Source organism: Roseicyclus marinus, assembly GCF_036322625.1.
In the GTDB taxonomy this organism is placed as follows: Bacteria; Pseudomonadota; Alphaproteobacteria; order Rhodobacterales; family Rhodobacteraceae; genus Roseicyclus; species Roseicyclus marinus_A.
Window position 1 is genome coordinate 1,675,865 of sequence record NZ_AP027266.1, and the last position, 19,767, is coordinate 1,695,631.

Here is a 19,767-nt window from a genome sequence, read left to right on the forward strand (position 1 = left end):
AGGGGGCGCGCCTGTCTCAGCTTTGAGACAGGTTCAGCGGCTTTCGTCGAGGCCGAGGCGTTTCATCCGCCGATAGAGCGTGGCGCGGCCCACGCCAAGGGCGCGGGCGGCCTCCGACACATTGCCATCGGCACGGGCGAGCGCGCGCATCACGGCGGCGCGTTCGGCCTTTTCAAAGCCAGAGGGGCCATCGTCGCGCCCCAGAAGATCGACCGTGGGGACGGGTGCGATGGGGCCGGTGGAGGCGAGCCCAAAGGCGCGGCGCGCGCCACGGGTGGCCCCCACGACGATATCGTCGCCATTGACGGCCAGAAGGGTCGCGGCCTCCGTCTCGGGCGCCTCAGCGACAAGGATGCGGGCCTTGGGGAAGCTTGCGCGGAAGGTGTCGGTTTCGATCTGGCGCGCGGTCTGGGCGACCATGGCGGCGATCAGGCGGTTGAAGCCCTCGGTCTGGTCGGCGCGGGCCGACGAGACATCGAGGGCGGCCACCACCTCCCCCTCGGGGCCGTAGATGGGGGCATCCATGCAGCTCATCGCCGTGTTGCGGGCATGGAAATGCTCGTCGCGGTGGATGATGACGCGGCGGTTTTCGGCCAGGCAGGTGCCGATGCCGTTCGTCCCCTCCGACGCCTCGGACCAATCGGCCCCGGCGCTGAGGCCCCAGGCCTCGAACACGTGGCGGTCGCCGTCCGACACGCGCAGGTCGAGCACCACGCCCTCCGCATCGGTCAGAAGCACACCGCAGCCCGAACTGCCGACAAGCTGGTAGAGCGCATCGAGTCGGGGGGCGGCCACCCGCAGCATCGCCTGCGCCCGGTCGCGGCGTTCGGACAGGGCTGTCGCATCGACACGGGCCACGCCGTCGCGGCTGGCCGGGTCGAGCCCGTGATGGTCGAGCGAGCGCCGCCAGGAGGCCGCAAGCCGCGAGAGCGCCGCGGCCTTGGCATCGGTCACGGTTTGCAGGACCCGTTCCACATGGTGGGTTGGATGGGTGATGATCCGGCTCCTCCTGATAGGGAGGATACGCGCGTGGGTTGCATCCGCCTAGCCCGTTTCGCGTCGGTGCGGCATCGGGGCAGGGCGACTGCGCGCTTACTCTGCGGCGTCGGGCAGGGCCTTGGGCGGTTTGGTGGGATCCTCGGCATTGGGATAGACGAGACCTGCCGAGATGATCAGCTTGGCCGCATCCTCCACCGGCATGTTGAGGACCATCACGTCCTTTTGCGGCACGAAGAGCAGGAAGCCCGAGGTCGGATTGGGCGTCGTGGGCATGAAGACGGCCACCACGTCATCGGCGGTTTTCGCCTGAACCTCGCCCCGCGCCTTGGTCGAGATGAAGGCGATGGCCCAGATCCCCTTGCGCGGATATTCGATCAGGCAGGCCTTGTCGAAATTCTGCTGGCCCTGTTGCAGGACGGTTTCGGCGATCTGCTTGAGGCCCGAATAGAGCGAGCGGATGACCGGGATGGACAGGACCAGGCTTTCCGCCCAGCGGATGAGCGAGCGCCCGATCAGCCCCTTGGCAAGCCAGCCCACGACCACGGTGAAGATGAGGAAGGTCACCACGCCGATGCCGCGGATATCGACCTCGAACCCGGTGTATAGATTGATCAGATGGGCGGGATTGTAGCGCGTGGGGATGAGCGGCAGGACCCAGCCGTCGATCCAGCCCGCCAGCGTCCACAAGAGCCAGATCGTGATGCCGATGGGGGCGATCACGATCAACCCGGTCAGGAAATTCGACCGGAAAGAGGAGAAAAATCCGCGACGCGGGGGCGGGGGTGTTTCGGGCAGTTTCATCGCGGGATCCGGTCGGGGCCTGGGCGTCGGCTGCGCCCTTTGGCCTTTATCTAAGCGCGCGGTCCCGGGCGCACAAGCAATCTATGCGGCCGATCCCTGCGGCGCTTACGCCGCCAGGGCCGTGGCGATGCGCGCGGCAAGGCGGGCATTGTTCAGCACCAGCGCGATGTTGGAGGCAAGCGTGCGCCCCTCGGTCAGCTCGAAGAGCCGCTGGAGGAGGAAGGGGGTCACGGATTTGCCCGCGATGCCCTGTGCCTCGGCCTCGGCCTGGGTTTGCGCGATCAGGGGGGCGAGGGCCCCGCTTGCGATTTCATCGGCGGCGGGGATGGGATTGGCCACCAATTGCCCGCCGGGCAGGCCAAGGGCCGCGCGCATCTTGTGGGCCCGCGCAATGGCGGCAGGATCATCCATGCGCAAGGGCGCGGGCAGGCCGCTGTCCCGGCTCCAGAAGGCGGGAAAGGCATTCTGCCCCACGGCGATCACGGGCACGCCGAGCGTTTCCAGGACCTCGAGCGTCTTGGGCAGGTCGAGGATGGCCTTGGCCCCGGCGGCGACCACCGTCACGGGCGTCTGGGCCAGTTCCTGCAGATCGGCGGAGATGTCGAAGCTCTCCTCCGCGCCCTTGTGAACGCCGCCGATGCCGCCCGTGGCGAAAACGGCGATGCCCGCGCGGGCGGCACAGATCATGGTGGCGGCGACCGTCGTGGCCCCGGTGCCGCCCGTGGCGATGCAGGCGGCGAGATCTGCACGGCTGAGCTTGGCCACGCCCTGGGCCTCTGCCAAAGTTTCGAGCGCGGCAGGTTCCAGTCCCACATGGATGGTCCCGCCCAGGACCGCGATCGTGGCGGGCACGGCGCCCGCGCGGCGCACCTCGTCCTCGACCGCACGGGCGGTCGCGAGGTTCTGGGGAAAGGGCATGCCATGGGTGATGATGGTCGATTCCAGCGCCACGACGGGCGCGCCGCGCGCCATGGCCTCGGCGATTTCGGTGGAGAGAACAAGGGGCAGGGGGGGCAGGGCGCTCATGGGTCTTCTCCCGAGACATAGGTGGCGGCGGCCCGGACGGCGCGGGCAAGGGCGGCCTCGCGGCTCAGCCCCGATTGTTCGGCCGCGACATGGGCCGCCATGAAGGTGTCGCCCGCCCCGGTGATGCGATGCGCCTCGACCGGTGGAGGAACCGCGCTGATCGTGCCGGTCGCATCGGCATCGACCGCCATCTCGGCCCCGGCGGTCACCAGCACCCGCCGCGCGCCATGGGCCAGAAGGGCGGCAGCGGCGGCGGCGGCATTGGCGGGCCGCGTGCCGGTCAGAAGCCCCGCTTCCTCGCGGTTCACGTAAAGCGTCGCGCGCGGATGGCGCAGGAAGGGGCGCAGGCGCTCGGCCTTGCCCGGCGAGGCGGGGGCAAGGCGCAGATCGGCAAAGGCAAAGACGGGGCTTCCCGCGATCTCGGTCAAAAGCGCCTCGGTCAGGTTGCCATCGATGGCGATGGGGCCGGTCCAGGGCGCCTCCGGGCGTGCCAGGCGCCCATCGGTGAGGGGGGCGAGGATGCGTGCGCCCGCCGCCTCCAGCGAATGGGCATCGGCGAGCGCCGCGACCAGCGCGCCCTCGGCCTCGATCGCCATGTAGCAATCGGTGGGCAGGTCGGGATCGATCAGAAGGCCCCGACAATCCAGCCCCATCGCCGCGCAGGCCGCCATCAGTTCGCGCCCCGCCGCGTCATCGCCCAGGACCGAGACAAGCCCCGGCCGCATCCCGAAACGCCGGAGCGTCATGGCGATGTTGAGCGCGACCCCACCGGGTCCGCGCGCGATGCGCCCCGGCTTGTCATTGCCCGGTGCCATGTGCAGGGGCGTGCGGCCGATGATGTCCCAAAGGACCGAACCGATGCAGAGGATATCGGGGCTGTCTGTCATGATCTGCATCTACAAAAGCCCCCCGCCAGAATCCATCCATCATCTGTGCCCTACGCCTGCCCTTCATCTTGGCCCGAAAACTCCGGGGGAGGCGCGGAACGCGCCGGGGGCAGAGCCCCCAATCCCCCGACACAAGGAAAACCGGCCTGCCAGGGGCTTGCCATTCCCCCGAAAACCCCGTAACGGCACGCTCACTTCACAGGCGGAGGCGGGCCTGCGGCGGGAGACATCCCCGCAGCGTCCACCGGTTGGGGCAGATGCCCCTATCCTCCGCTCAGGCGCAAACCGGAAAGGAACCATTGGGATGGCGCTTCCTGATTTCTCGCTGCGTCAGCTTCTCGAAGCTGGCGTTCACTACGGCCACCAGACCCAGCGCTGGAACCCGCGGATGGGCCCGTATATCTACGGCGACCGCAACGGCATCCACATCATCGACCTGACCCAGACCGTCGAATTGCTCGACCAGGCGCTGCAGGTCGTGCGCGAAACCGTCGCCAAGGGCGGCCGTATCCTCTTCGTCGGCACCAAGCGCCAGGCGCAAAAGCCGATCGCGGAAGCCGCCGAGCGCTGCGCGCAATACTACATGAACCACCGCTGGCTGGGCGGCACGCTCACCAACTGGAAGACCGTGTCGAATTCGATCCAGCGTCTGAAATCCATCGACGAGCAGATGGAGCAGGGTCTGGACGGCCTGACCAAGAAAGAGCGTCTGGGCATGGAGCGTGACCAAGTCAAGCTGCAGGCCTCGCTCGGCGGCATCCGCCAGATGGGCGGCCTGCCGGATCTGTTGTTCGTCATCGACGTGAACAAGGAAGATCTCGCCATCGCCGAAGCCCGCAAGCTGGGCATCCCGGTCGTGGCCGTGGTCGACACCAATTGCTCGCCCGATGGCGTCGATTACGTCATCCCCGGCAATGACGATGCGGCCCGTGCCATCGCGCTTTACTGCGACCTGATCAGCCGCGCGGCACTCGACGGCATGTCGGCCCAGCTGCAGACCGCAGGTGTCGATATCGGGGCCTTCGAAGAGGTGGCCGCCGATGAGGCGCTCGCCGAAGAGGCCGTGGCCGAAGACGCCGCCGAGGGCTGAACCCCTTGTCATGCAATTGACACGCGCGCAGGGCAGATGCCTTGCGCGCCCCAAGTGATATCAGGAGAAAGCTCATGGCGATTACCGCTGCAATGGTGAAGGAACTGCGCGAAGCGACCGGCGCAGGCATGATGGACGCCAAGAAGGCGCTGACCGAGACCGATGGCGATTTCGAAGCCGCCGTCGATTGGCTGCGCACCAAGGGTCTGGCCAAGGCCGCCAAGAAATCGGGCCGCACGGCCGCAGAAGGCCTCGTGGCCGTCGCCGTCACCGGTGGCACGGGCGTCGCGGTCGAGGTGAATTCGGAAACCGATTTCGTGGCCAAGAATGCCGAATTCCAGGGCATGGTCGCAGGGATCGCGAAGGCGGCGCTCGGTGCGTCCGATGTCGAGGCGCTGCTGGCGGCCGACATGGGCGGCAAATCCATCGCCGACACGCTGACCGACAAGATCGCCACGATCGGCGAAAACATGGGCGTGCGCCGCATGGCCCGCATCGAGGGTGAGACCGTCGTGTCCTACATCCACAATGCGGCCGCCGACGGCATGGGCAAGATCGGCGTTCTGGTCGCGATGACCGGGGGCGACGAGGCCTTTGCCAAGCAGGTCGCGATGCATGTGGCCGCCGTGAACCCGGCCGCGCTTGACGAGGGCGACGTGGACCCGGCGCTGGTGGAAAAGGAACGCCAGATCCAGATCGACATCGCGCGCGAATCCGGCAAGCCGGAAGCCGTGATCGAGAAGATGATCGAAGGCCGGATGAAGAAGTTCCTGGCCGACATCACGCTGGTCAACCAGGCTTTCGTGATCAACCCCGACCTGACCGTGGGAGCCGCCGCCAAGGAAGCGGGTGCCACGATCACCGGTTTCGTCCGCCTCGAAGTGGGCGAGGGGATCGAGAAGAAGGAAGAGAACTTCGCCGAGGAAGTCGCCAAAGCCGTGAAGGGGTGAAACCCGGTCCAGCCTTTGGCGGGCAATCGCTCCTGTGGAGCGATTGAGGGTTTCACGGGCGGAGCCCCGGACCAAACCCGGTCCCGCCTTTGGTGCCTTCGCGCGCTGCGCGTGCGAGAACAACGAAAAGACCGTGAGGAGGGCAGGGGGTTTCCCTGCCCTTTGTCATTCGGACAGCGCGGATCGCCCAGAAAACGGCGCCGCCCTCGGGACAGGACGGCGCCGCCGAAAGAGGGCCAGGTGCCGGGGACATGCGTCACGGGACAGGCACCGGACCCGATGGGACGACCCGTGCCACCAGCGTAATCGCGCAGGGGCACGCGTCTTTTCGGCTTCCCGATGGAGGATCAACGCGACGGGACTAAACCGTCCGATCCCCCGTGTTCCTGACCAAATGGCCATCACTCGCGGAACGGGGACAGGATGCCGCGAGAGCCGCTTTGGCAAAACGGTGGAAATCCTTACCCGCCCGGTCAGCCCGTCTGGGCAAGGGACGCGGCGGGGCGGGACAGGTTGGCCTGCTGGCCTTTGTGCGGCAGCGTTTCGATCCGGAAAATCTGGTTCAGGATCGAGGCCTTGCGCACGGCCTGTGCCGTGGTTTCGACGCCGAGCGCGTCACGCGCGCCGCGCAGGTGTTTTTCGACGGTGGCCACGTTGCGCCCGAGGATCAGGGCGATGTCCTGCATCGTCTTGCCGTCGGCCACAAGCTCCAGCACCTCGGCCTGACGGGGGGTGAGCAGCCGTCGCTGGCCGGTAGCGGGCAATTGCAGGATGCACAGATGGGCGACATGGTTGAGGATCTCGATCTCGGCTCCGTGTTCGGCCCAGACCGCATCGGCATCCGCCTGGGTCATGTCGCGCCGCACGGCCATGCCGATGCCGGCATTGGCATTCTTGATCGCCATGGGAAAGCTGATCGTGTAGCCCGCAAGGATGCCATGGCGTTCATGCAGCGCGCGCAAGGCGCGTTCGCCATCGGTCAGCGGTTGATCGGCCATTTCGGCATAGACGCGTTCCCAGGATGCGCTGCCGGTGTTCTGGATGGCCCATCGCATCATCACGCCATCCCGGAACATGCCGCCATCGACATAGGCATCGATGTAATCGGTCGGCATGTTGGTCAGGAGCAGCGCATCCTCGGGATTGTCGTAAAGACCCGCGCCGCGAAAGGCGTTGAAGGCGTAAAAGAGCCGGTCGAAGCCGTAGCTGGCCATGACTTCGGTATGATGCGCCCAGAGCTCCTCGACCGAGGTCATGGAAAGATATGGACGCAGCCGCTTCATTCAGAGCCTTGTTGGAGGTGGCCGCACAACGCCTGGAGCGCGAGCCGGTAGCCGCGCGCACCGAACCCCTGGATCACGCCGATGCAGACCGGCGCGATGAGCGAGACATGGCGGAAGCTTTCCCGCGCATGGGTGTTGGACAGGTGCAGTTCGACCACGGGCAATTCGCTGGCCGTGATCGCATCGCGGAGCGCGACGGAGGTATGGGTATAGGCGCCCGCGTTCAGCACGACGCCCGCCATGGTGCCGCGCGCAGCATGCAGGTGGTCGATCAGCGCGCCTTCGTGGTTGGATTGGGCGCAGGTGACGGCCAGGCCGAGGGTTTTGCCATGGGCGATGCAATCGGCCTCGATGTCGGCGAGGGTCGTGTGGCCGTAGATCGCGGGCTCACGGGTGCCGAGCAGGTTCAGGTTCGGGCCGTTCAGGACCAGGATATTCATGCATTTTCCCCAATAACCACCGCAGTATACGAAGGATTGCCGCCCACGGAAGAGGCATTAATCCAAGAAGCTCAAGTGTTTGGCCGGAAAGACGGTGGGTTGCGCAGGGATTGCGGAAGCAGATGGCAGCCGGGGATTGCGTCACGCCATCTGGCAAAAATCGTTTTCTATCAATGCCCAAGGGAGCGTTGTTCACCGTGTGCATCAGGGATTGGATTGCGCGGGGTTTGGGTGGATGGGCGTTTGTTGTGGGACCGCACCATATCAATATTTAACATAATCATGATTACAGGACTTATGGATGTCCGATCGGGGAGACCCCCGTCACGGATCAATCGGCCGGAAACAGCACCGTGAAGGTGCTGCCCTGTCCCTGCACCGAGTCGATGCGCAGCCGCCCCCGATGGCGGTTCACGATATGCTTGACGATGGCGAGCCCGAGCCCCGTGCCGCCCATCGCGCGGCTGCGATGCGTGTCGACGCGGTAGAAGCGTTCGGTCAGACGCGGCAGATGCAAGGGATCGATGCCGTCGCCACGGTCGATCACATCAGCGCGCAGCAGCGGACCCTTGAGATTGCCGGTGCCGTCCTGCCAGCCGAGCCGCAAGGTCACGGGCCGTCCGGCACCGCCGTATTTCAGCGCATTCTCGGTCAGGTTCAGGAAAACCTGCATCAGCTGATCGCGGTCTCCCTTCATGCGGAACCCCTGCCCTGCGGCCCCGAGAAGCAGCGCGGGATCGGCCGGTTGCAGGTCGAGTTGCAGGGTCGATCCCTGATCCTCGGCGGCGGGTTTCAGCGCCGCGATCACGCCATCGAGCACGGCGCGCAGATCGACCTCGGTCGAGGGGCGCTGACGTTCTTGCGATTCGACGCGGCTGAGCGACAGGAGATCGGAGACGAGCCGGTTCATCCGACGCGCTTCGCCCTCCATGATGCCCAGGAAACGGTCGCGGGCGGCGGTGTCGTCCTTGGCCGGGCCGCGCAGCGTTTCGATGAAGCCCAGGACGGCCGTGAGCGGCGTGCGCAATTCATGGCTGACATTTGCGACGAAATCGCGGCGCATCTCTTCGGCTTCGCGCAGATGGGTGATGTCGGTGAAATGCAGCAAGAGCGCGCGCTGACCCGAGCGCGGCGCGGGATCGCCCACGGGCGTGATCCGCACGAGATACTGGGTTTCGCCGGTCTGGTCGGTGATCTGCATCCGCGCCTCGCCCGCCGGCTCGCCGGCCTGCACGGCCTCGACCCGGTTCAGAAGGCCTGGCTGGCGCAGGACGGTGGCGCAGCTGCGCCCCTCGATCCAGTCGCCCAGAAGCGCGCGCGCCGCCGCATTGGCCGCCTCGATCTGCCCGCTGGCCGACAGGTGCAGCATCGGATCGGGCACCGCGTTCATCACGTCGCCAAGTGGTGTATCGGCCATGGCCGGATCGCTCCCCTGATCGTGCCGGTCTGACGTGCCGCAAAAACGGGGGCTTGGCAATCATGTGGAAAACCTGTGCGTTTCCAAAAGTTGTCTTTGCCAAAGACCGAGTCGCGATGTATTTTCGAGGGGCGGCACCTTGGTGGTGGGGGGTGTTCGCCATTCATGTTCCCCCGGAACGACCGGACCTGCCCTGGCATAACGCCGATGATGGACGGAAGAGATAGGCGCCCGGCGGTGCCGGGCCGCCCGAATGATCTGGAAGAGAACGGGCCCGCCAAGGCGGTGGTCGTGCTTGCCTTGAGCGATGAGGCGTTGGGCGCCCTGCCCCGTCACGTGCTGCATCCCGATGCACGGATCCAGCGGGTGCCGTATCATATGCTGTCCGAGCGCCGCCTGAGTGGACCGGATGCACCGGGGCTGGTGCTGTCGCCGCTGCTCACGCCGGAATTCGACGCGCTCGATCTTGCGCGCATCCTGACGCAATGCGGCTATCGCGGGCGTTACCTTGCGCTGGTCGACCGTTTGCCGAGTGCGAACCTGATCCGGCGCGAAGTGGCCGCGCAATCGCCCACAATCAATTTCGACGTGATCGTGCTGGACGGATCGACGCCGTTGCATTCGCTTTAGGACGCGCAAGGAACAGGCGCGCATCGCCGCCCCCTGCCCCTTTGCCGTCGTTCAGACAGCCGCAAGCCCCGCCGCGAAATCGGCGATCAGGAGATCCACATCCTCGATCCCGACCGAGAGGCGGAAGAAACCGTCGGTGATGCCGAGTGCGGCCCGCCCCTCCGGCGTCAGGCCCCGGTGGGAGGAGGAGGGCGGGTGGCTGACCGTGGTGCCCACATCGCCGAGCGTGGGGGCAAAGGCCATGTCGGGCATGGCCATGATCATGCGGTTGGCGGCAGCCTCGTCGCCATGGATGCGGAAGCTGAGCATGTTGCCATAGCGCCCGCCCAGAAGCTTTTGCGCCTGTGCATGGTCGGGGTGATCGGCGCGGCCGGGGTAAAGCACCTGCGCCACCTTGGGCTGGTCGGCCAGCCAATCGGCCAGTTTGGCGGCATTCGCCTCGGCCCGGTCGAAACGCAGCGGGAAGGTGTAGAGGCCGCGTTCGGCCAGCCAGCATTCATAGGGGCTGGGCGTCATGCCTGTGGTGACGGCGAAATCGTAGATCGCCTTGGCATCCGCCGGATCGCGGGCGGCGACATAGCCGAGCGTGACATCGGAATGGCCGGCCAGAAGCTTGGTCACCGAATGGATGACGATATCGGCGCCATGGTCGAAGGGGCGGTAGCCGATCGGCGTGGTGAAGGTGTTGTCGACGGCGACGCGCACGCCGGCCTCGCGCGCGACGGCAAGGATACCGTCCATGTCGGCAATCCGCAGCGTGGGGTTCGAGACGACCTCGAGCAGGATCATCTTGGTCTCGGGGCGGATGGCGGCGCGGAGCGCCTCGGGCTTGGTCGGATCGACGACCGTGGTGGAGATGCCGAAACGGGCCAGATCCTGGTGCATCAGGCGCAGCGAGCGGCCATAGAGCTGGTCGGCCCCGATGATATGGTCCCCTGCCCCCAGAAGCCCCATGATCGCGGCGGTGACGGCGGACATGCCTGAGCCGGTGATGAGGCCGTTGGTGGCCCCTTCGAGCATGTCGATGCGTTGGGCCAGAAGGGTCGCATTGGGATGGCCCTCGCGGGCATAGGTATAGCCCTGCGCGCGGCCCTCGTACTGGGCGTGGAGCGTGTCGATCGAGGGCGAGGCATAGACCACCGAGGGCTGGATCGGGGTGACCACGGGCCTGCTGACGCCCTCGCGGAGCGGCAGGCGGCGCACGAGGGTCTGGGGGCGGTCATTGCGGCGGTCGGTCATGGGATCTCCATCAGGGAAGGAACGAATTTCCGTGGGAAAATTCGGGGTTTGCGCCGGACAGGGGGCAGGCGATCGTCCTAGGGGCGGGTCGTCCCCTGCCCGGTCACGAGGTATTTGAACGAGGTCAGCTGTTCGGCCCCCACGGGACCGCGCGCATGCATCTTGCCGGTGGCGATGCCGATCTCGGCCCCCATGCCGAATTCCCCGCCATCGGCGAATTGGGTCGAGGCGTTGCGCATCAGGATGGCGCTGTCGAGCCGCTGGAAGAAACGGTGGGCCGCCGCGTCATCCTCGGTCAGGATGCTTTCGGTATGGCTGGAGCCGTAGCGGCGGATATGGGCGATGGCTGCGTCGATATCCTCGACCACGCGGGCGGCGATGATCATGTCGAGGAATTCGCGGCCCCAATCGTCCTCTTGTGCGGGCGTGACGCCGGGAATGGATTGCAGTGTCGCATCGCCGCGCACCTCGACGCCCGCATCGAGAAGCGCGCGGATCACGCCCTGCCCGATACTGTCCACCACATCGCGGTGGATGAGCAGGCATTCGGCGGCCCCGCAGATGCCCGTGCGCCGGGTCTTGGCGTTGAGCGTGACCTTGAGCGCGGTTTCGGGATCGGCGGCGCGGTCGATGTAGACGTGGCAGATGCCTTCGAGATGGGCGAAGACGGGCACGCGCGCCTCGGCCTGAACGAGGCCGACAAGCCCCTTGCCGCCACGGGGGACGATCACGTCGACGTAGTCGGTCATGGTCAGAAGTTCGCGCACGGCGGCCCGGTCGCGGGTGGGGACAAGCTGGATCGCATCCTCGGGCAGGTCGGCCGCATGCAGGCCCGCGCGCAAGGCTTCGACCAAGATCCCCGAGGAATGGAAGCTTTCGGAGCCGCCGCGCAGGATGACGGCATTGCCGGATTTGAGGCAGAGCGCGCCCGCATCCGCCGTCACGTTGGGGCGGCTTTCATAGATCACGCCCACGACCCCCAGAGGCGTGCGGACGCGCTGGATATGGAGGCCATTGGGCCGGTCCCATTCCGCGATGACGGCGCCCACCGGATCATCTTGTGCCGCGACGGCGCGCAGCCCTGCGGTGATGGCGGCGATCCGGTCTTCGGTCAGCTCCAACCGGTCGAGCATGGCGGGCGACAGGCCCTTGTCGCGGCCAAAGGCCATGTCCTGCGCATTGGCGGCAAGGATATCGGGCAGGCGCGCGGTCACGATATCGGCCGCAGCCTCGAGCGCCCGGCGCTTGGCCTCGGGCGACGCGAAGGCGAGATCGGCCGCCGCCGCGCGGGCGCGCTGCCCCATCGCCTGCATCAGGGCGGGGATGTCGGTGGCGCTGTCGGGGGTCTGGTCGTTCATGTCTGGCCTTTGGGCGCGGAGGGAGGGGGCAGGATAGGCATATTTGTGGAAAGATGAAGGGGTCAGGGCTGCGGTGCCTCGGCCCTATCGGTCAGGGTGTAGTCGCGCAGGATGCGGAAGAGGCGGGTTTGCGGCGCTCCGCTGGCGGCGGCGGCCCGGGCGGCCGCACCCAGTTGGTCGTGGCTTGCGAGCGTGACGAAGCGCCCTTCGTGGTTGACGCTTTCATAGCTGCGCGCGCCGGGGAGAGTGGCGGGGGCGCTGCCATAGGCGGCCAGAAGGAAGCGGCCTGTCTCGAGGCTGGCCTGGTCTTGCGCGATCTCTTCGCCCACGCGGATGCGGTAGCTGTCGAAATGGATCTTGCGGCCCGCCGATTGGCTGGCGCGGTGGGTGGCATCCGCGCGCCATTTGGCGATGGCCGCCTCATCGGCCCAGAGCTGGTGCGACAGGAGCGCGTCCGCGTCGTCAAGCGGGCGGTAGCGGTCGAGAAAGACAAGACCGTCGTGCGCGGCGAGCACCGGTTTGAGCCGCGCCACATGGTCGAAGTAATGCGCCATATGGCCGGGCTTGGGCAGGACGTCGAAAAAGAGGCAATGCATCAGAAGGCCATGTCGTCGCGGTGAACGAGCGCTGCGCGCCCAGGATAGCCCAAGATCGCGGCAATCTCGTCGGAGCGGTGGCCTGCGATGGCGCGCGCCTCCTCCGCGGTGTAGCGCGACAGGCCGAGGCCGAGCCGCGCGCCGTCCGGCCCTTCGAGGGTGACCGGATCGCCGCGCTGGAAATCGCCGATGACGGAGGCGACACCGGCAGGCAAAAGCGATTTGCCCTGCCCCAAGGCCCCGACCGCGCCCGCATCAAGGCGCAGCGCGCCGCGCGGTTTCATCGCGGAAATCCAGCGTTTGCGCGCGGTCTGGGGATCGAGGGTTGCGGTGAACCAGGTGGCGCGCGCGCCCTGTTCGAGCGCGCTGAGGGGGCGGAGCGTCGAGCCCTCGGTGATGGCCATGGCGCAGCCTGCGGCGGTGGCGGTGCGCGCGGCCATGACCTTGGTCTTCATGCCGCCCTTGCTGAGGCCGGTGCCGGCGTCGCCTGCCATCCCCTCGATCTCGGGCGTGATGCGGTCGATCACGGGCAGGTGGCGCGCGGTCGCATCCTCGCGCGGGTTGGCGGTATAGAGCCCGTCGACATCGGACAGGAGCACACAGCCCTCGGCCCCGGCCATGACGGCGACATTGGCGGCAAGCCGGTCGTTGTCGCCGTAGCGGATCTCGTCGGTGGCGATCGTGTCATTCTCGTTCACGATGGGCACGACGCCCTTGCCCAAGAGGGCCGCGAAGGTGGCGCGCGTGTTGAGATAGCGCCGCCTGTCCTCGCTGTCGTCGAGCGTGAGCAGGATCTGCGCGGTCACGATGCCATGGGGGGCGAGCGCCTCTTCCCAGGCGCGGGCAAGGCGGATCTGGCCCACGGCGGCGGCGGCCTGCGCCTCGTCGAGCGACAGCGCGCCACGCCCGAGACCAAGGACGCCACGCCCGAGCGCGATGGAGCCGGAGGAGACGAGGATCACGTCAAGCCCGCGCGCCTTGAGCATGGCCACATCTTCGGCCATGGCGCGCAGCCAATCGGCGCGGAGCGCGCCACTCGTGCCATCGACCAGAAGGGCCGAGCCGATCTTGACCACCAGCCGCCTGATGTCGGCAAGCCGGGGCACAGTCGTTGCGGTCAGGGTTGCCACTTTTGCGGCTCCTCGCGGCCCTCGCGCATCCTGAGCCGGTCCTTGTCGATATGGGAGCGCAGCGCGCGCAACACCTCGATCAGGCCGGTGCGGGCGACGCCCGACATGGTCATGACGGAACCGCCCGAGGCCTCTTCGAGGGCCGCGCGATTTTCCGCGATCTCCTCCTCGGTCAGGGCATCGATCTTGTTCAGCACGGTCAGGCGCGGCTTGTCGACCAATTCGCCGCCATAAGCCTCGAGCTCGCCGATGATCGTGTCGTAATCGGCCACCACGTCATCCGCCGTGCCGTCGATCAGGTGCAAGAGCACCGCGCAGCGTTCGACATGGCCAAGGAAAAGATCGCCAAGGCCCCTGCCCTCATGTGCGCCCTCGATCAGGCCGGGAATGTCGGCCACGACGAATTCCGCATTGTCCACGCCCACGACGCCCAGGTTGGGATGCAGCGTGGTGAAGGGGTAATCCGCGATCTTGGGCCGTGCATTGGAGGTCGCGGCGAGAAAGGTCGATTTGCCCGCATTGGGCAGGCCCAGAAGACCCACATCGGCGATGAGTTTCAGCCGGAGCCAGAGCGTGCGCTCCACCCCCTCCTGGCCGGCATTGGCGCGGCGCGGGGCCTGGTTCGTGGCGGTCTTGAAATGCAGGTTGCCCCAGCCGCCATTGCCGCCCTTGGCCAGAAGAAAGCGTTGACCCACCTCGGTCAGATCGGCCACGACGGTTTCCTGATCCTCCTCCAGGATCTCCGTGCCTGCGGGAACGCGCAGGATGATGTCGTCGCCATCCTTGCCGGTGCGCTGCCGGCCCATGCCGGGCTGGCCGTTCTTGGCGAAGAAATGCTGCTGGTAGCGGAAATCGATGAGCGTGTTCAGCCCGTCCACGGCCTCGGCCCAGACATCGCCGCCGCGTCCGCCGTCGCCACCATCGGGGCCGCCGAATTCCACGAATTTCTCGCGCCGGAAGGACACGCAGCCGCCGCCGCCGCCGCCGGATCGGATGTAGACCTTGGCGAGGTCCAGGAATTTCATCGCATCACCGACCGCGCCGGTTGCCCGGTCCGCGCCTTCTCTGTTTCACAAATATCCTGCGGGGGTCCGGGGGTGCAAAACCCCCGGGCGCGCATCACTTGACCCGTCCTTACGCCCTTATGCGAGACGTTTCAAATAGGTCCAGGTCGCAACCTTTGCATTGCGCGCGACCGAAAAGGTCTCGGCATCGCCAAGGTAATCGAAACCGGCATTGGTCAGGACCCGCGCAGAGCCCGGATTGTCCTGAAAGACGCTGGCAAAGATCGTCTGGTTGCCAAGGGGATTCGCCGACACGAGGGCGCGCACCGCCTCGGAAGCGAAGCCCGTGTTCCACATGGCGGGCGCGACCCAATAGCCGATTTCGGATTGGCCGCGATCCATCTGCTTGAGGCCGATCACCCCCATCAGTTCCGCGCCGCCCATGTCGGTGGCATCGAGCGCCCAGACAACCTCGGTCGTGGTGGGGCTGGTGACGCGGGCGATATAGGCCTCGGCCGCACCCGGCGGATAGGGATGGGGAATGGTCGAGGTCATCTCGGCCACGCGGCGGTCGCCCGCATACATGGCCAGAAGGCCCGTGTCGGAGGCGCGCAAGGGGCGCAACAGCATCCGGGGCGCTTCGATGACGGCCTGGGCCGCGATGGTTTCCTGTTTCATGGGTACGGCCCTCCTCAAGACCGGACGCGCGACATCTTCCCCTGCCCTTCCACGTGGGCGTGAACGCCCCGTGCCACAAGAAGATGACGAAAAAGAGAAAGGGCCGGCTTTTTCGGCCGGCCCCTTGGAAACTTCGTGATCCTGTCGGGATGCGGCGTTACTCGGCGGCCTCGGCCTGCGGGAGCACGGAGACGAAGGTACGGCCCTTCATCCCCTTGGCAAAGGAGACGCGGCCTTCGACGACGGCAAAGATCGTGTGGTCCTTGCCCATGCCGACGCCCGCGCCGGGGTGCCATGCAGTGCCGCGCTGACGCACGATGATGTTGCCGGGGATCACTTCCTGACCGCCGAACTTCTTGATGCCGAGGCGACGGCCAGCCGAGTCGCGACCGTTGCGGGAGCTACCACCTGCTTTTTTATGTGCCATCTATCCTCTCCTCAGCCCTGCGCCAGCGTCTTGGCCTGTTCGACCCAGCCTTCGCGCTCGATCCGGCCCTTGAAGTTCAGTTTCTCGTCGAAGGCGGCGATATCTTCGGCGCCCCAGGCGGCGATCTGGGCAAAGCTGGTGACGCCCGCCTCGATCAGTTTCTTTTCCAGCGCCGGGCCGACGCCCGAGAGCTTCTTGAGGTCATCGCCACCTGCTGCGGCAGCGGGCGCCTCGGCCTTGGCGGCTTTGGCCTTGGCGGGCTTGGCTGCGGGGGCGGCAGCGGCTTCGGCGGGGGCCGAACCTGCGCCGATCGCGGCTTTCACGCCCGACTTTTCCGCGCCCGAGGCGAGGATGTCGGTGATGCGCACGAGCGTCAGCTTCTGGCGGTGACCCTTCTTGCGCTGCGACGAATGCTTGCGGCGGCGCTTGACGTAATGGATCAGCTTTTCGCCCTTGATCTGGTCGATCACGGTGGCCTGGACGGCCGCGCCCGTGATCATCGGGCTGCCGATGGTCGGCGTGTCTCCGCCGAGCATCAGGATCTCGTTGAACTGGACGGTGTCACCCGCCGCTGCGGCCAGCTTTTCCACGCGCAGGACATCGCCTGCCTGAACGCGGTACTGTTTGCCGCCGGTCTTGAGGACTGCGAACATCGCAATCTGTTCCTTCTTGTTCCCGCGCCCTGTGGCCCCTGCGATGCAGGTGTTGGAGGGGTCTGTCCCCGCCTCGGGCTGCGCGCCCCCGGATCGGGGCGGTTGGTCAATGATCCCCCGCGCGCCACATCCGGCTGCGCAAGGAGCCCGCCCAATGCCTCAACCGGGTCATGCTGTCAAGGCGGATCGGCGGAATTCGTTCAGGTTTCCTCGCCCGAAATGAAATGCGCCGCCGCGACCCCGAGATCATAGCTGATGCTGTCGAAGAGGGCTGCGAAACCGGCGAAAAGTGCGGCGTTCAGCGCCTGCCCGGCTTCGGTCGCGGTCAGGTCGATATAGGCGCGCAACTGGGCATCTTCGAGATCGTCATAGGCGAGCGTCTGGTAGGCATAGAGCCATTCGGTCAGATCGGCCCGGATTTCGGCCTCCTGCCCCCAGACCTCGGTCAGCATCAGGTCCTCGGGGATGGGTTGGGCGAAGGCGCCGCCGTCGGACAGGCCCCGGTAGAAGGCGAAATTGGAATTCAGCGCGCCGGAGACGTTGAGCTCCACCAGGTCGTTGACGGCGATGAATTCGGTCAGAAGCGCGATGCGGGGATGATCCTCGGCGGCGCGGCTGGCGGCAAGCTCGCCCGCGGCCTCCTCCACCCCGGGTTGGAGGAAGGATTGGCGCGCGGCCAGCTCTCCGGCGGCGACGCGCGCGCCGATGTCGGTGGCATAGAAGGCGCGCAGCGTGTCGATATGCTCGGGCGTCAGCCGGTCGAGCGGCAGCGCCGCCTCGAAATCGCGCGCCATGCGATCGGCGGAATAGATGCCTGCCACCACCGCGGCCCAGGCCGCGCCACCGCGACCGGGGAACATGTCGGCCTCCATCTCGGGGCCGCCGGCGATGCCTTCGGCGGACATGACCTCGAGGATCTGGTAAAAGCCCATGTCGGCCAGAAGCGCGCGCAGCTCGGGCGCGGTTTCGGCGAGCGCGGTCGTGGGGTCGATCTGGCCTTGCGCCTCGACCTGTGTCTGGGCCTGTATCTGGGCCTGTGCCTGGGACTGTGCCTGCGCGGCGGGACCTGCCAGGACGGGCAAGGCGAGCGCCAGCGCGAAGGGTCGGAGAACGGATCGGGTCAGGGACATGGTCACGGGTCTCACCTTTTTGGCCTGTGAGCTGTAGATGGCGTGAAGGCGGGGGGATTTCCACCACCCCTGCCCCACCTGTCGCGATCGTGAGCGGAGCCTTGCCCGTCGGCAATCGCCGATGCCCCCTTGCGCCGGTCCGTCATGGCCGCTAAATCCGCGCCACTGACCCTGACCCGAAGCGCGGAGAGGTGCCGGAGCGGTCGAACGGGGCGGTCTCGAAAACCGTTGTGGGTGCAAGCCCACCCAGGGTTCGAATCCCTGTCTCTCCGCCACTTTCCATTACCTTCCGACAAAGGCTGTTTTGGTCGCAACCACAGGCCGCCTGCCCCACCCGACAGTCATCGTGCGAGGGGCGGCGCGCCTTTCATGCCTGAAAGCCGAGGTTTTTCCGCGCCGTCCAGCGCATCCATCGTGAGGAATTTGCGCGACCAAAGGGATGGAAACTTCCCGGGCAGGGCTAGCTGGCTTTTGCCCCTTTTCATCGGCTTAAATCCAATTGTTGTCTCAAGACAACGCGAGGCATCGGCCGACCGGATGGCGAAACCACGCACCTCACAAGCAGACAGGTAAATTGCACAATTCGGAGTCCGATTCGCCGGATGCGCAACTTTAGTTTGCTCCGCACGCCTAGCGAGATTGATGGGGTCAAATATTGCTATTGACGCATCCCTACGAAAAGAGGGAGCATTCCGGCAGAAGCGCGCGGATAAACGCTTTTTTGACTTTCGGCCTGTCCTGAGGGGGCGAGTGTCTGACAGGGTCGAAATTTGGCGGGAAATGGGGGCGCGGCGATGCCGGAAATGGTGGAAACCTACTATCAGAACATCGTTGGCGCGGACGGAACCATCCTCAAGCGGGAGCTTTTGACACGCTTGGGCCCAAATCCCGGCGGGCCCAGCCTTGAAGAATTCTTCCTGAAAATAAGCCCCGAAAAAAGCATGGAGATAACGGTCAACCAGATCGAGATCGCCGCGCGGGTTTACGAAAATTCCGGCACTGCTTGCTCGGTCAATGTCGACAATTGCACCTGGCTTGACGATCGGCTCAAGGAATTGCTGATCGAGGCGGTCAACAGATATGCAACACCCCTCGTTCTGGAGTTCACGGAACTCAGGCCCATGCCGCCCCCGGACGAGATCAACGCCGTTCTTCTGGATCTGAAAAGGCATGGCGTTAAACTGGCACTGGATGATTTCGGCACTGGCCTCAACGGGATATCCGTTTTCGCCGATTATGACTTCGACATCGTCAAGATCGACAGGAAACTGACACTCGGATTGCAGGAGCGCCCCCAGAAATTGCAGGTTCTGGCGCATGTGCTGGATCTGCTGAACCTGCTGGGAAAGGACCATGTGGTGGAAGGTGTGGAGGATGACGCGCATCTGAAGGCGCTGGTGGGCGTTGGCTTCACCACATTTCAAGGCTTCGTCTTTCATCGACCCGCCCCGGTGGAGGAGCTGCTATGAGCACATCCTTTCCCCTCTCTCCCGACGAGGCCAGCCGGATTTCCGTACTGAAGGAAATGTCCATCCTCGACACGATCGAAGAACGCAAGTTCGACGACATCACGGCGCTGACATCCATGATATTCGATGTGCCGAGCGTGACGATTTCGTTGGTCGATGAAACGCGGCAATGGTTCAAGAGCCATCATGGCTTGAATGTGTGCGAGACCGACCGTGGTATTGCGTTCTGCAATTACACGGTCATGTCGGACCAGATCCTTGAGATCACCGATCCCCTGTCTGACGCGAGATTTCGCGACAATCCGCTGGTCACGGGGGATTTCCATCTTCGGTATTATTGCGGTGCGCCGATCATCATCAAGGGACAGACCATCGGTGCGCTTTGCCTCCTGGATTATTCCGAACGATCCGCGCTGTCCGAGACCCAGAGGAAGATCCTGACAGGGCTGGCCAAGATCGCGGCCGATGCCATCTTGAACAGGCATTTGCTGCAGAAATCGACCATGCTGCTCACCGGTCTTCTCAACCCGGATCGCGCGTGACCCGGCCGCAGGCGGGTG

The 19,767-nt window shown here is 65.9% G+C and carries 21 protein-coding genes and 1 tRNA gene; 6 read left to right on the plus strand and 16 right to left on the minus strand.

The window, feature by feature from the left end; all coding sequences use genetic code 11:
• Positions 1-33: 33 nt before the first annotated feature.
• From AABA51_RS08035 to AABA51_RS08050, 4 genes are all read right to left on the minus strand, one after another.
• Positions 34-804, minus strand: coding sequence for a GAF domain-containing protein (locus AABA51_RS08035; RefSeq protein WP_338276487.1), 771 nt, complete (start codon positions 802-804; stop codon positions 34-36).
• Between the two features lie 288 nt (positions 805-1,092).
• Entirely contained in the window at positions 1,093-1,800 is a 708-nt protein-coding gene (locus AABA51_RS08040; protein ID WP_338276256.1) for a DUF502 domain-containing protein, read from the minus strand.
• 105 nt (positions 1,801-1,905) lie between these two features.
• Positions 1,906-2,826 carry a pseudouridine-5'-phosphate glycosidase gene (locus AABA51_RS08045; protein ID WP_338276258.1) on the minus strand — a complete coding sequence of 307 codons (921 nt, stop codon included), beginning with the start codon at positions 2,824-2,826 and terminating at the stop codon, positions 1,906-1,908.
• Positions 2,823-3,713, minus strand: coding sequence for a PfkB family carbohydrate kinase (locus AABA51_RS08050; RefSeq protein WP_338276489.1), 891 nt, complete (start codon positions 3,711-3,713; stop codon positions 2,823-2,825). Before AABA51_RS08050 ends, AABA51_RS08045 begins: the two co-directional genes overlap by 4 nt.
• A 304-nt stretch (positions 3,714-4,017) precedes the next feature.
• Here AABA51_RS08050 and rpsB point away from each other — a divergent pair, with 304 nt between their 5' ends.
• Together rpsB and tsf are read left to right on the plus strand one after the other, a co-directional pair.
• Positions 4,018-4,803, plus strand: a complete 786-nt coding sequence (gene rpsB, locus AABA51_RS08055) for a 30S ribosomal protein S2 (protein WP_338276260.1) — start codon at positions 4,018-4,020, stop codon at positions 4,801-4,803.
• Positions 4,804-4,877: 74 nt separating this feature from the next.
• The gene (tsf, locus tag AABA51_RS08060) at positions 4,878-5,753 is read left to right on the plus strand and encodes a translation elongation factor Ts (RefSeq protein WP_338276262.1); all 876 of its coding nucleotides are present in this window, start codon (positions 4,878-4,880) and stop codon (positions 5,751-5,753) included.
• Positions 5,754-6,226: 473 nt separating this feature from the next.
• On the opposite strand, the gene AABA51_RS08065 is transcribed toward tsf, so the two are convergent.
• The 3 genes from AABA51_RS08065 to AABA51_RS08075 all read right to left on the minus strand — a co-directional run bounded on the left by AABA51_RS08065 (position 6,227) and on the right by AABA51_RS08075 (position 8,893).
• A complete protein-coding gene (locus AABA51_RS08065) occupies positions 6,227-7,009 on the minus strand; it encodes a helix-turn-helix transcriptional regulator (RefSeq protein ID WP_338276264.1) in 783 nt (260 codons plus the stop codon).
• A 23-nt stretch (positions 7,010-7,032) separates the two neighbouring features.
• Positions 7,033-7,476, minus strand: a complete 444-nt coding sequence (gene aroQ, locus AABA51_RS08070) for a type II 3-dehydroquinate dehydratase (RefSeq protein WP_338276266.1) — start codon at positions 7,474-7,476, stop codon at positions 7,033-7,035.
• Positions 7,477-7,807: 331 nt separating this feature from the next.
• Positions 7,808-8,893, minus strand: a complete 1,086-nt coding sequence (locus AABA51_RS08075) for an ATP-binding protein (RefSeq protein WP_338276268.1) — start codon at positions 8,891-8,893, stop codon at positions 7,808-7,810.
• A 237-nt stretch (positions 8,894-9,130) separates the two neighbouring features.
• Between AABA51_RS08075 and AABA51_RS08080 the strand changes: the two genes are divergently transcribed.
• Positions 9,131-9,523, plus strand: a complete 393-nt coding sequence (locus AABA51_RS08080; RefSeq protein WP_338276270.1) for a hypothetical protein — start codon at positions 9,131-9,133, stop codon at positions 9,521-9,523.
• 51 nt (positions 9,524-9,574) lie between these two features.
• Here AABA51_RS08080 and AABA51_RS08085 read toward each other — a convergent pair whose 3' ends face one another.
• From AABA51_RS08085 to AABA51_RS08125, 9 genes are all read right to left on the minus strand, one after another.
• On the minus strand, positions 9,575-10,762 hold the full coding sequence (locus AABA51_RS08085) for a trans-sulfuration enzyme family protein (protein WP_338276272.1): 1,188 nt from the start codon (positions 10,760-10,762) through the stop codon (positions 9,575-9,577).
• A 77-nt stretch (positions 10,763-10,839) separates the two neighbouring features.
• On the minus strand, positions 10,840-12,120 hold the full coding sequence (locus AABA51_RS08090) for a glutamate-5-semialdehyde dehydrogenase (RefSeq protein ID WP_338276275.1): 1,281 nt from the start codon (positions 12,118-12,120) through the stop codon (positions 10,840-10,842).
• A gap of 62 nt (positions 12,121-12,182) precedes the next feature.
• Positions 12,183-12,716, minus strand: coding sequence for an antibiotic biosynthesis monooxygenase family protein (locus AABA51_RS08095; RefSeq protein ID WP_338276276.1), 534 nt, complete (start codon positions 12,714-12,716; stop codon positions 12,183-12,185).
• Positions 12,716-13,846 (minus strand): glutamate 5-kinase, encoded by a 1,131-nt coding sequence (gene proB, locus AABA51_RS08100; protein ID WP_416915993.1) that lies wholly within the window; start codon positions 13,844-13,846, stop codon positions 12,716-12,718. Before proB ends, AABA51_RS08095 begins: the two co-directional genes overlap by 1 nt.
• Positions 13,834-14,871, minus strand: a complete 1,038-nt coding sequence (obgE, locus tag AABA51_RS08105; protein ID WP_338276277.1) for a GTPase ObgE — start codon at positions 14,869-14,871, stop codon at positions 13,834-13,836. Before obgE ends, proB begins: the two co-directional genes overlap by 13 nt.
• Before the next feature lie 117 nt (positions 14,872-14,988).
• Entirely contained in the window at positions 14,989-15,528 is a 540-nt protein-coding gene (locus tag AABA51_RS08110; protein WP_338276279.1) for a GNAT family N-acetyltransferase, read from the minus strand.
• Positions 15,529-15,685: 157 nt separating this feature from the next.
• On the minus strand, positions 15,686-15,955 hold the full coding sequence (rpmA, locus tag AABA51_RS08115) for a 50S ribosomal protein L27 (RefSeq protein WP_338276281.1): 270 nt from the start codon (positions 15,953-15,955) through the stop codon (positions 15,686-15,688).
• 11 nt (positions 15,956-15,966) lie between these two features.
• The gene (locus AABA51_RS08120) at positions 15,967-16,608 is read right to left on the minus strand and encodes a 50S ribosomal protein L21 (protein WP_338276283.1); all 642 of its coding nucleotides are present in this window, start codon (positions 16,606-16,608) and stop codon (positions 15,967-15,969) included.
• A 200-nt stretch (positions 16,609-16,808) separates the two neighbouring features.
• A complete protein-coding gene (locus AABA51_RS08125) occupies positions 16,809-17,744 on the minus strand; it encodes a hypothetical protein (RefSeq protein ID WP_338276285.1) in 936 nt (311 codons plus the stop codon).
• Positions 17,745-17,923: 179 nt separating this feature from the next.
• Between AABA51_RS08125 and AABA51_RS08130 the strand changes: the two genes are divergently transcribed.
• The 3 genes from AABA51_RS08130 to AABA51_RS08140 all read left to right on the plus strand — a co-directional run bounded on the left by AABA51_RS08130 (position 17,924) and on the right by AABA51_RS08140 (position 19,749).
• Positions 17,924-18,013: transfer RNA gene (locus AABA51_RS08130), tRNA-Ser, on the plus strand.
• 519 nt (positions 18,014-18,532) lie between these two features.
• A complete protein-coding gene (locus AABA51_RS08135; protein WP_338276287.1) occupies positions 18,533-19,207 on the plus strand; it encodes an EAL domain-containing protein in 675 nt (224 codons plus the stop codon).
• Positions 19,204-19,749: a GAF domain-containing protein gene (locus AABA51_RS08140; protein ID WP_338276289.1), complete on the plus strand. Its 546-nt coding sequence runs from the start codon at positions 19,204-19,206 to the stop codon at positions 19,747-19,749. Before AABA51_RS08135 ends, AABA51_RS08140 begins: the two co-directional genes overlap by 4 nt.
• The last annotated feature ends 18 nt before the right edge of the window (positions 19,750-19,767 follow it).

Excerpts from the sequence above, each read along its gene's own strand:
- AABA51_RS08075 (WP_338276268.1), bottom strand. The coding sequence starts at position 8,893 with ATGGCCGATACACCACTTGGCGACGTGATGAACGCGGTGCCCGATCCG.
- AABA51_RS08040 (WP_338276256.1), bottom strand. The coding sequence starts at position 1,800 with ATGAAACTGCCCGAAACACCCCCGCCCCCGCGTCGCGGATTTTTCTCC.
- AABA51_RS08090 (WP_338276275.1), bottom strand. The coding sequence starts at position 12,120 with ATGAACGACCAGACCCCCGACAGCGCCACCGACATCCCCGCCCTGATG.
- AABA51_RS08135 (WP_338276287.1), top strand. The coding sequence starts at position 18,533 with ATGCCGGAAATGGTGGAAACCTACTATCAGAACATCGTTGGCGCGGAC.
- AABA51_RS08050 (WP_338276489.1), bottom strand. The coding sequence starts at position 3,713 with ATGACAGACAGCCCCGATATCCTCTGCATCGGTTCGGTCCTTTGGGAC.
- AABA51_RS08095 (WP_338276276.1), bottom strand. The coding sequence starts at position 12,716 with ATGCATTGCCTCTTTTTCGACGTCCTGCCCAAGCCCGGCCATATGGCG.
- tsf (WP_338276262.1), top strand. The coding sequence starts at position 4,878 with ATGGCGATTACCGCTGCAATGGTGAAGGAACTGCGCGAAGCGACCGGC.
- obgE (WP_338276277.1), bottom strand. The coding sequence starts at position 14,871 with ATGAAATTCCTGGACCTCGCCAAGGTCTACATCCGATCCGGCGGCGGC.
- AABA51_RS08110 (WP_338276279.1), bottom strand. The coding sequence starts at position 15,528 with ATGAAACAGGAAACCATCGCGGCCCAGGCCGTCATCGAAGCGCCCCGG.
- aroQ (WP_338276266.1), bottom strand. The coding sequence starts at position 7,476 with ATGAATATCCTGGTCCTGAACGGCCCGAACCTGAACCTGCTCGGCACC.
- AABA51_RS08140 (WP_338276289.1), top strand. The coding sequence starts at position 19,204 with ATGAGCACATCCTTTCCCCTCTCTCCCGACGAGGCCAGCCGGATTTCC.
- rpsB (WP_338276260.1), top strand. The coding sequence starts at position 4,018 with ATGGCGCTTCCTGATTTCTCGCTGCGTCAGCTTCTCGAAGCTGGCGTT.
- AABA51_RS08120 (WP_338276283.1), bottom strand. The coding sequence starts at position 16,608 with ATGTTCGCAGTCCTCAAGACCGGCGGCAAACAGTACCGCGTTCAGGCA.
- AABA51_RS08065 (WP_338276264.1), bottom strand. The coding sequence starts at position 7,009 with ATGACCTCGGTCGAGGAGCTCTGGGCGCATCATACCGAAGTCATGGCC.
- AABA51_RS08085 (WP_338276272.1), bottom strand. The coding sequence starts at position 10,762 with ATGACCGACCGCCGCAATGACCGCCCCCAGACCCTCGTGCGCCGCCTG.
- AABA51_RS08045 (WP_338276258.1), bottom strand. The coding sequence starts at position 2,826 with ATGAGCGCCCTGCCCCCCCTGCCCCTTGTTCTCTCCACCGAAATCGCC.
- AABA51_RS08035 (WP_338276487.1), bottom strand. The coding sequence starts at position 804 with ATGCTGCGGGTGGCCGCCCCCCGACTCGATGCGCTCTACCAGCTTGTC.
- rpmA (WP_338276281.1), bottom strand. The coding sequence starts at position 15,955 with ATGGCACATAAAAAAGCAGGTGGTAGCTCCCGCAACGGTCGCGACTCG.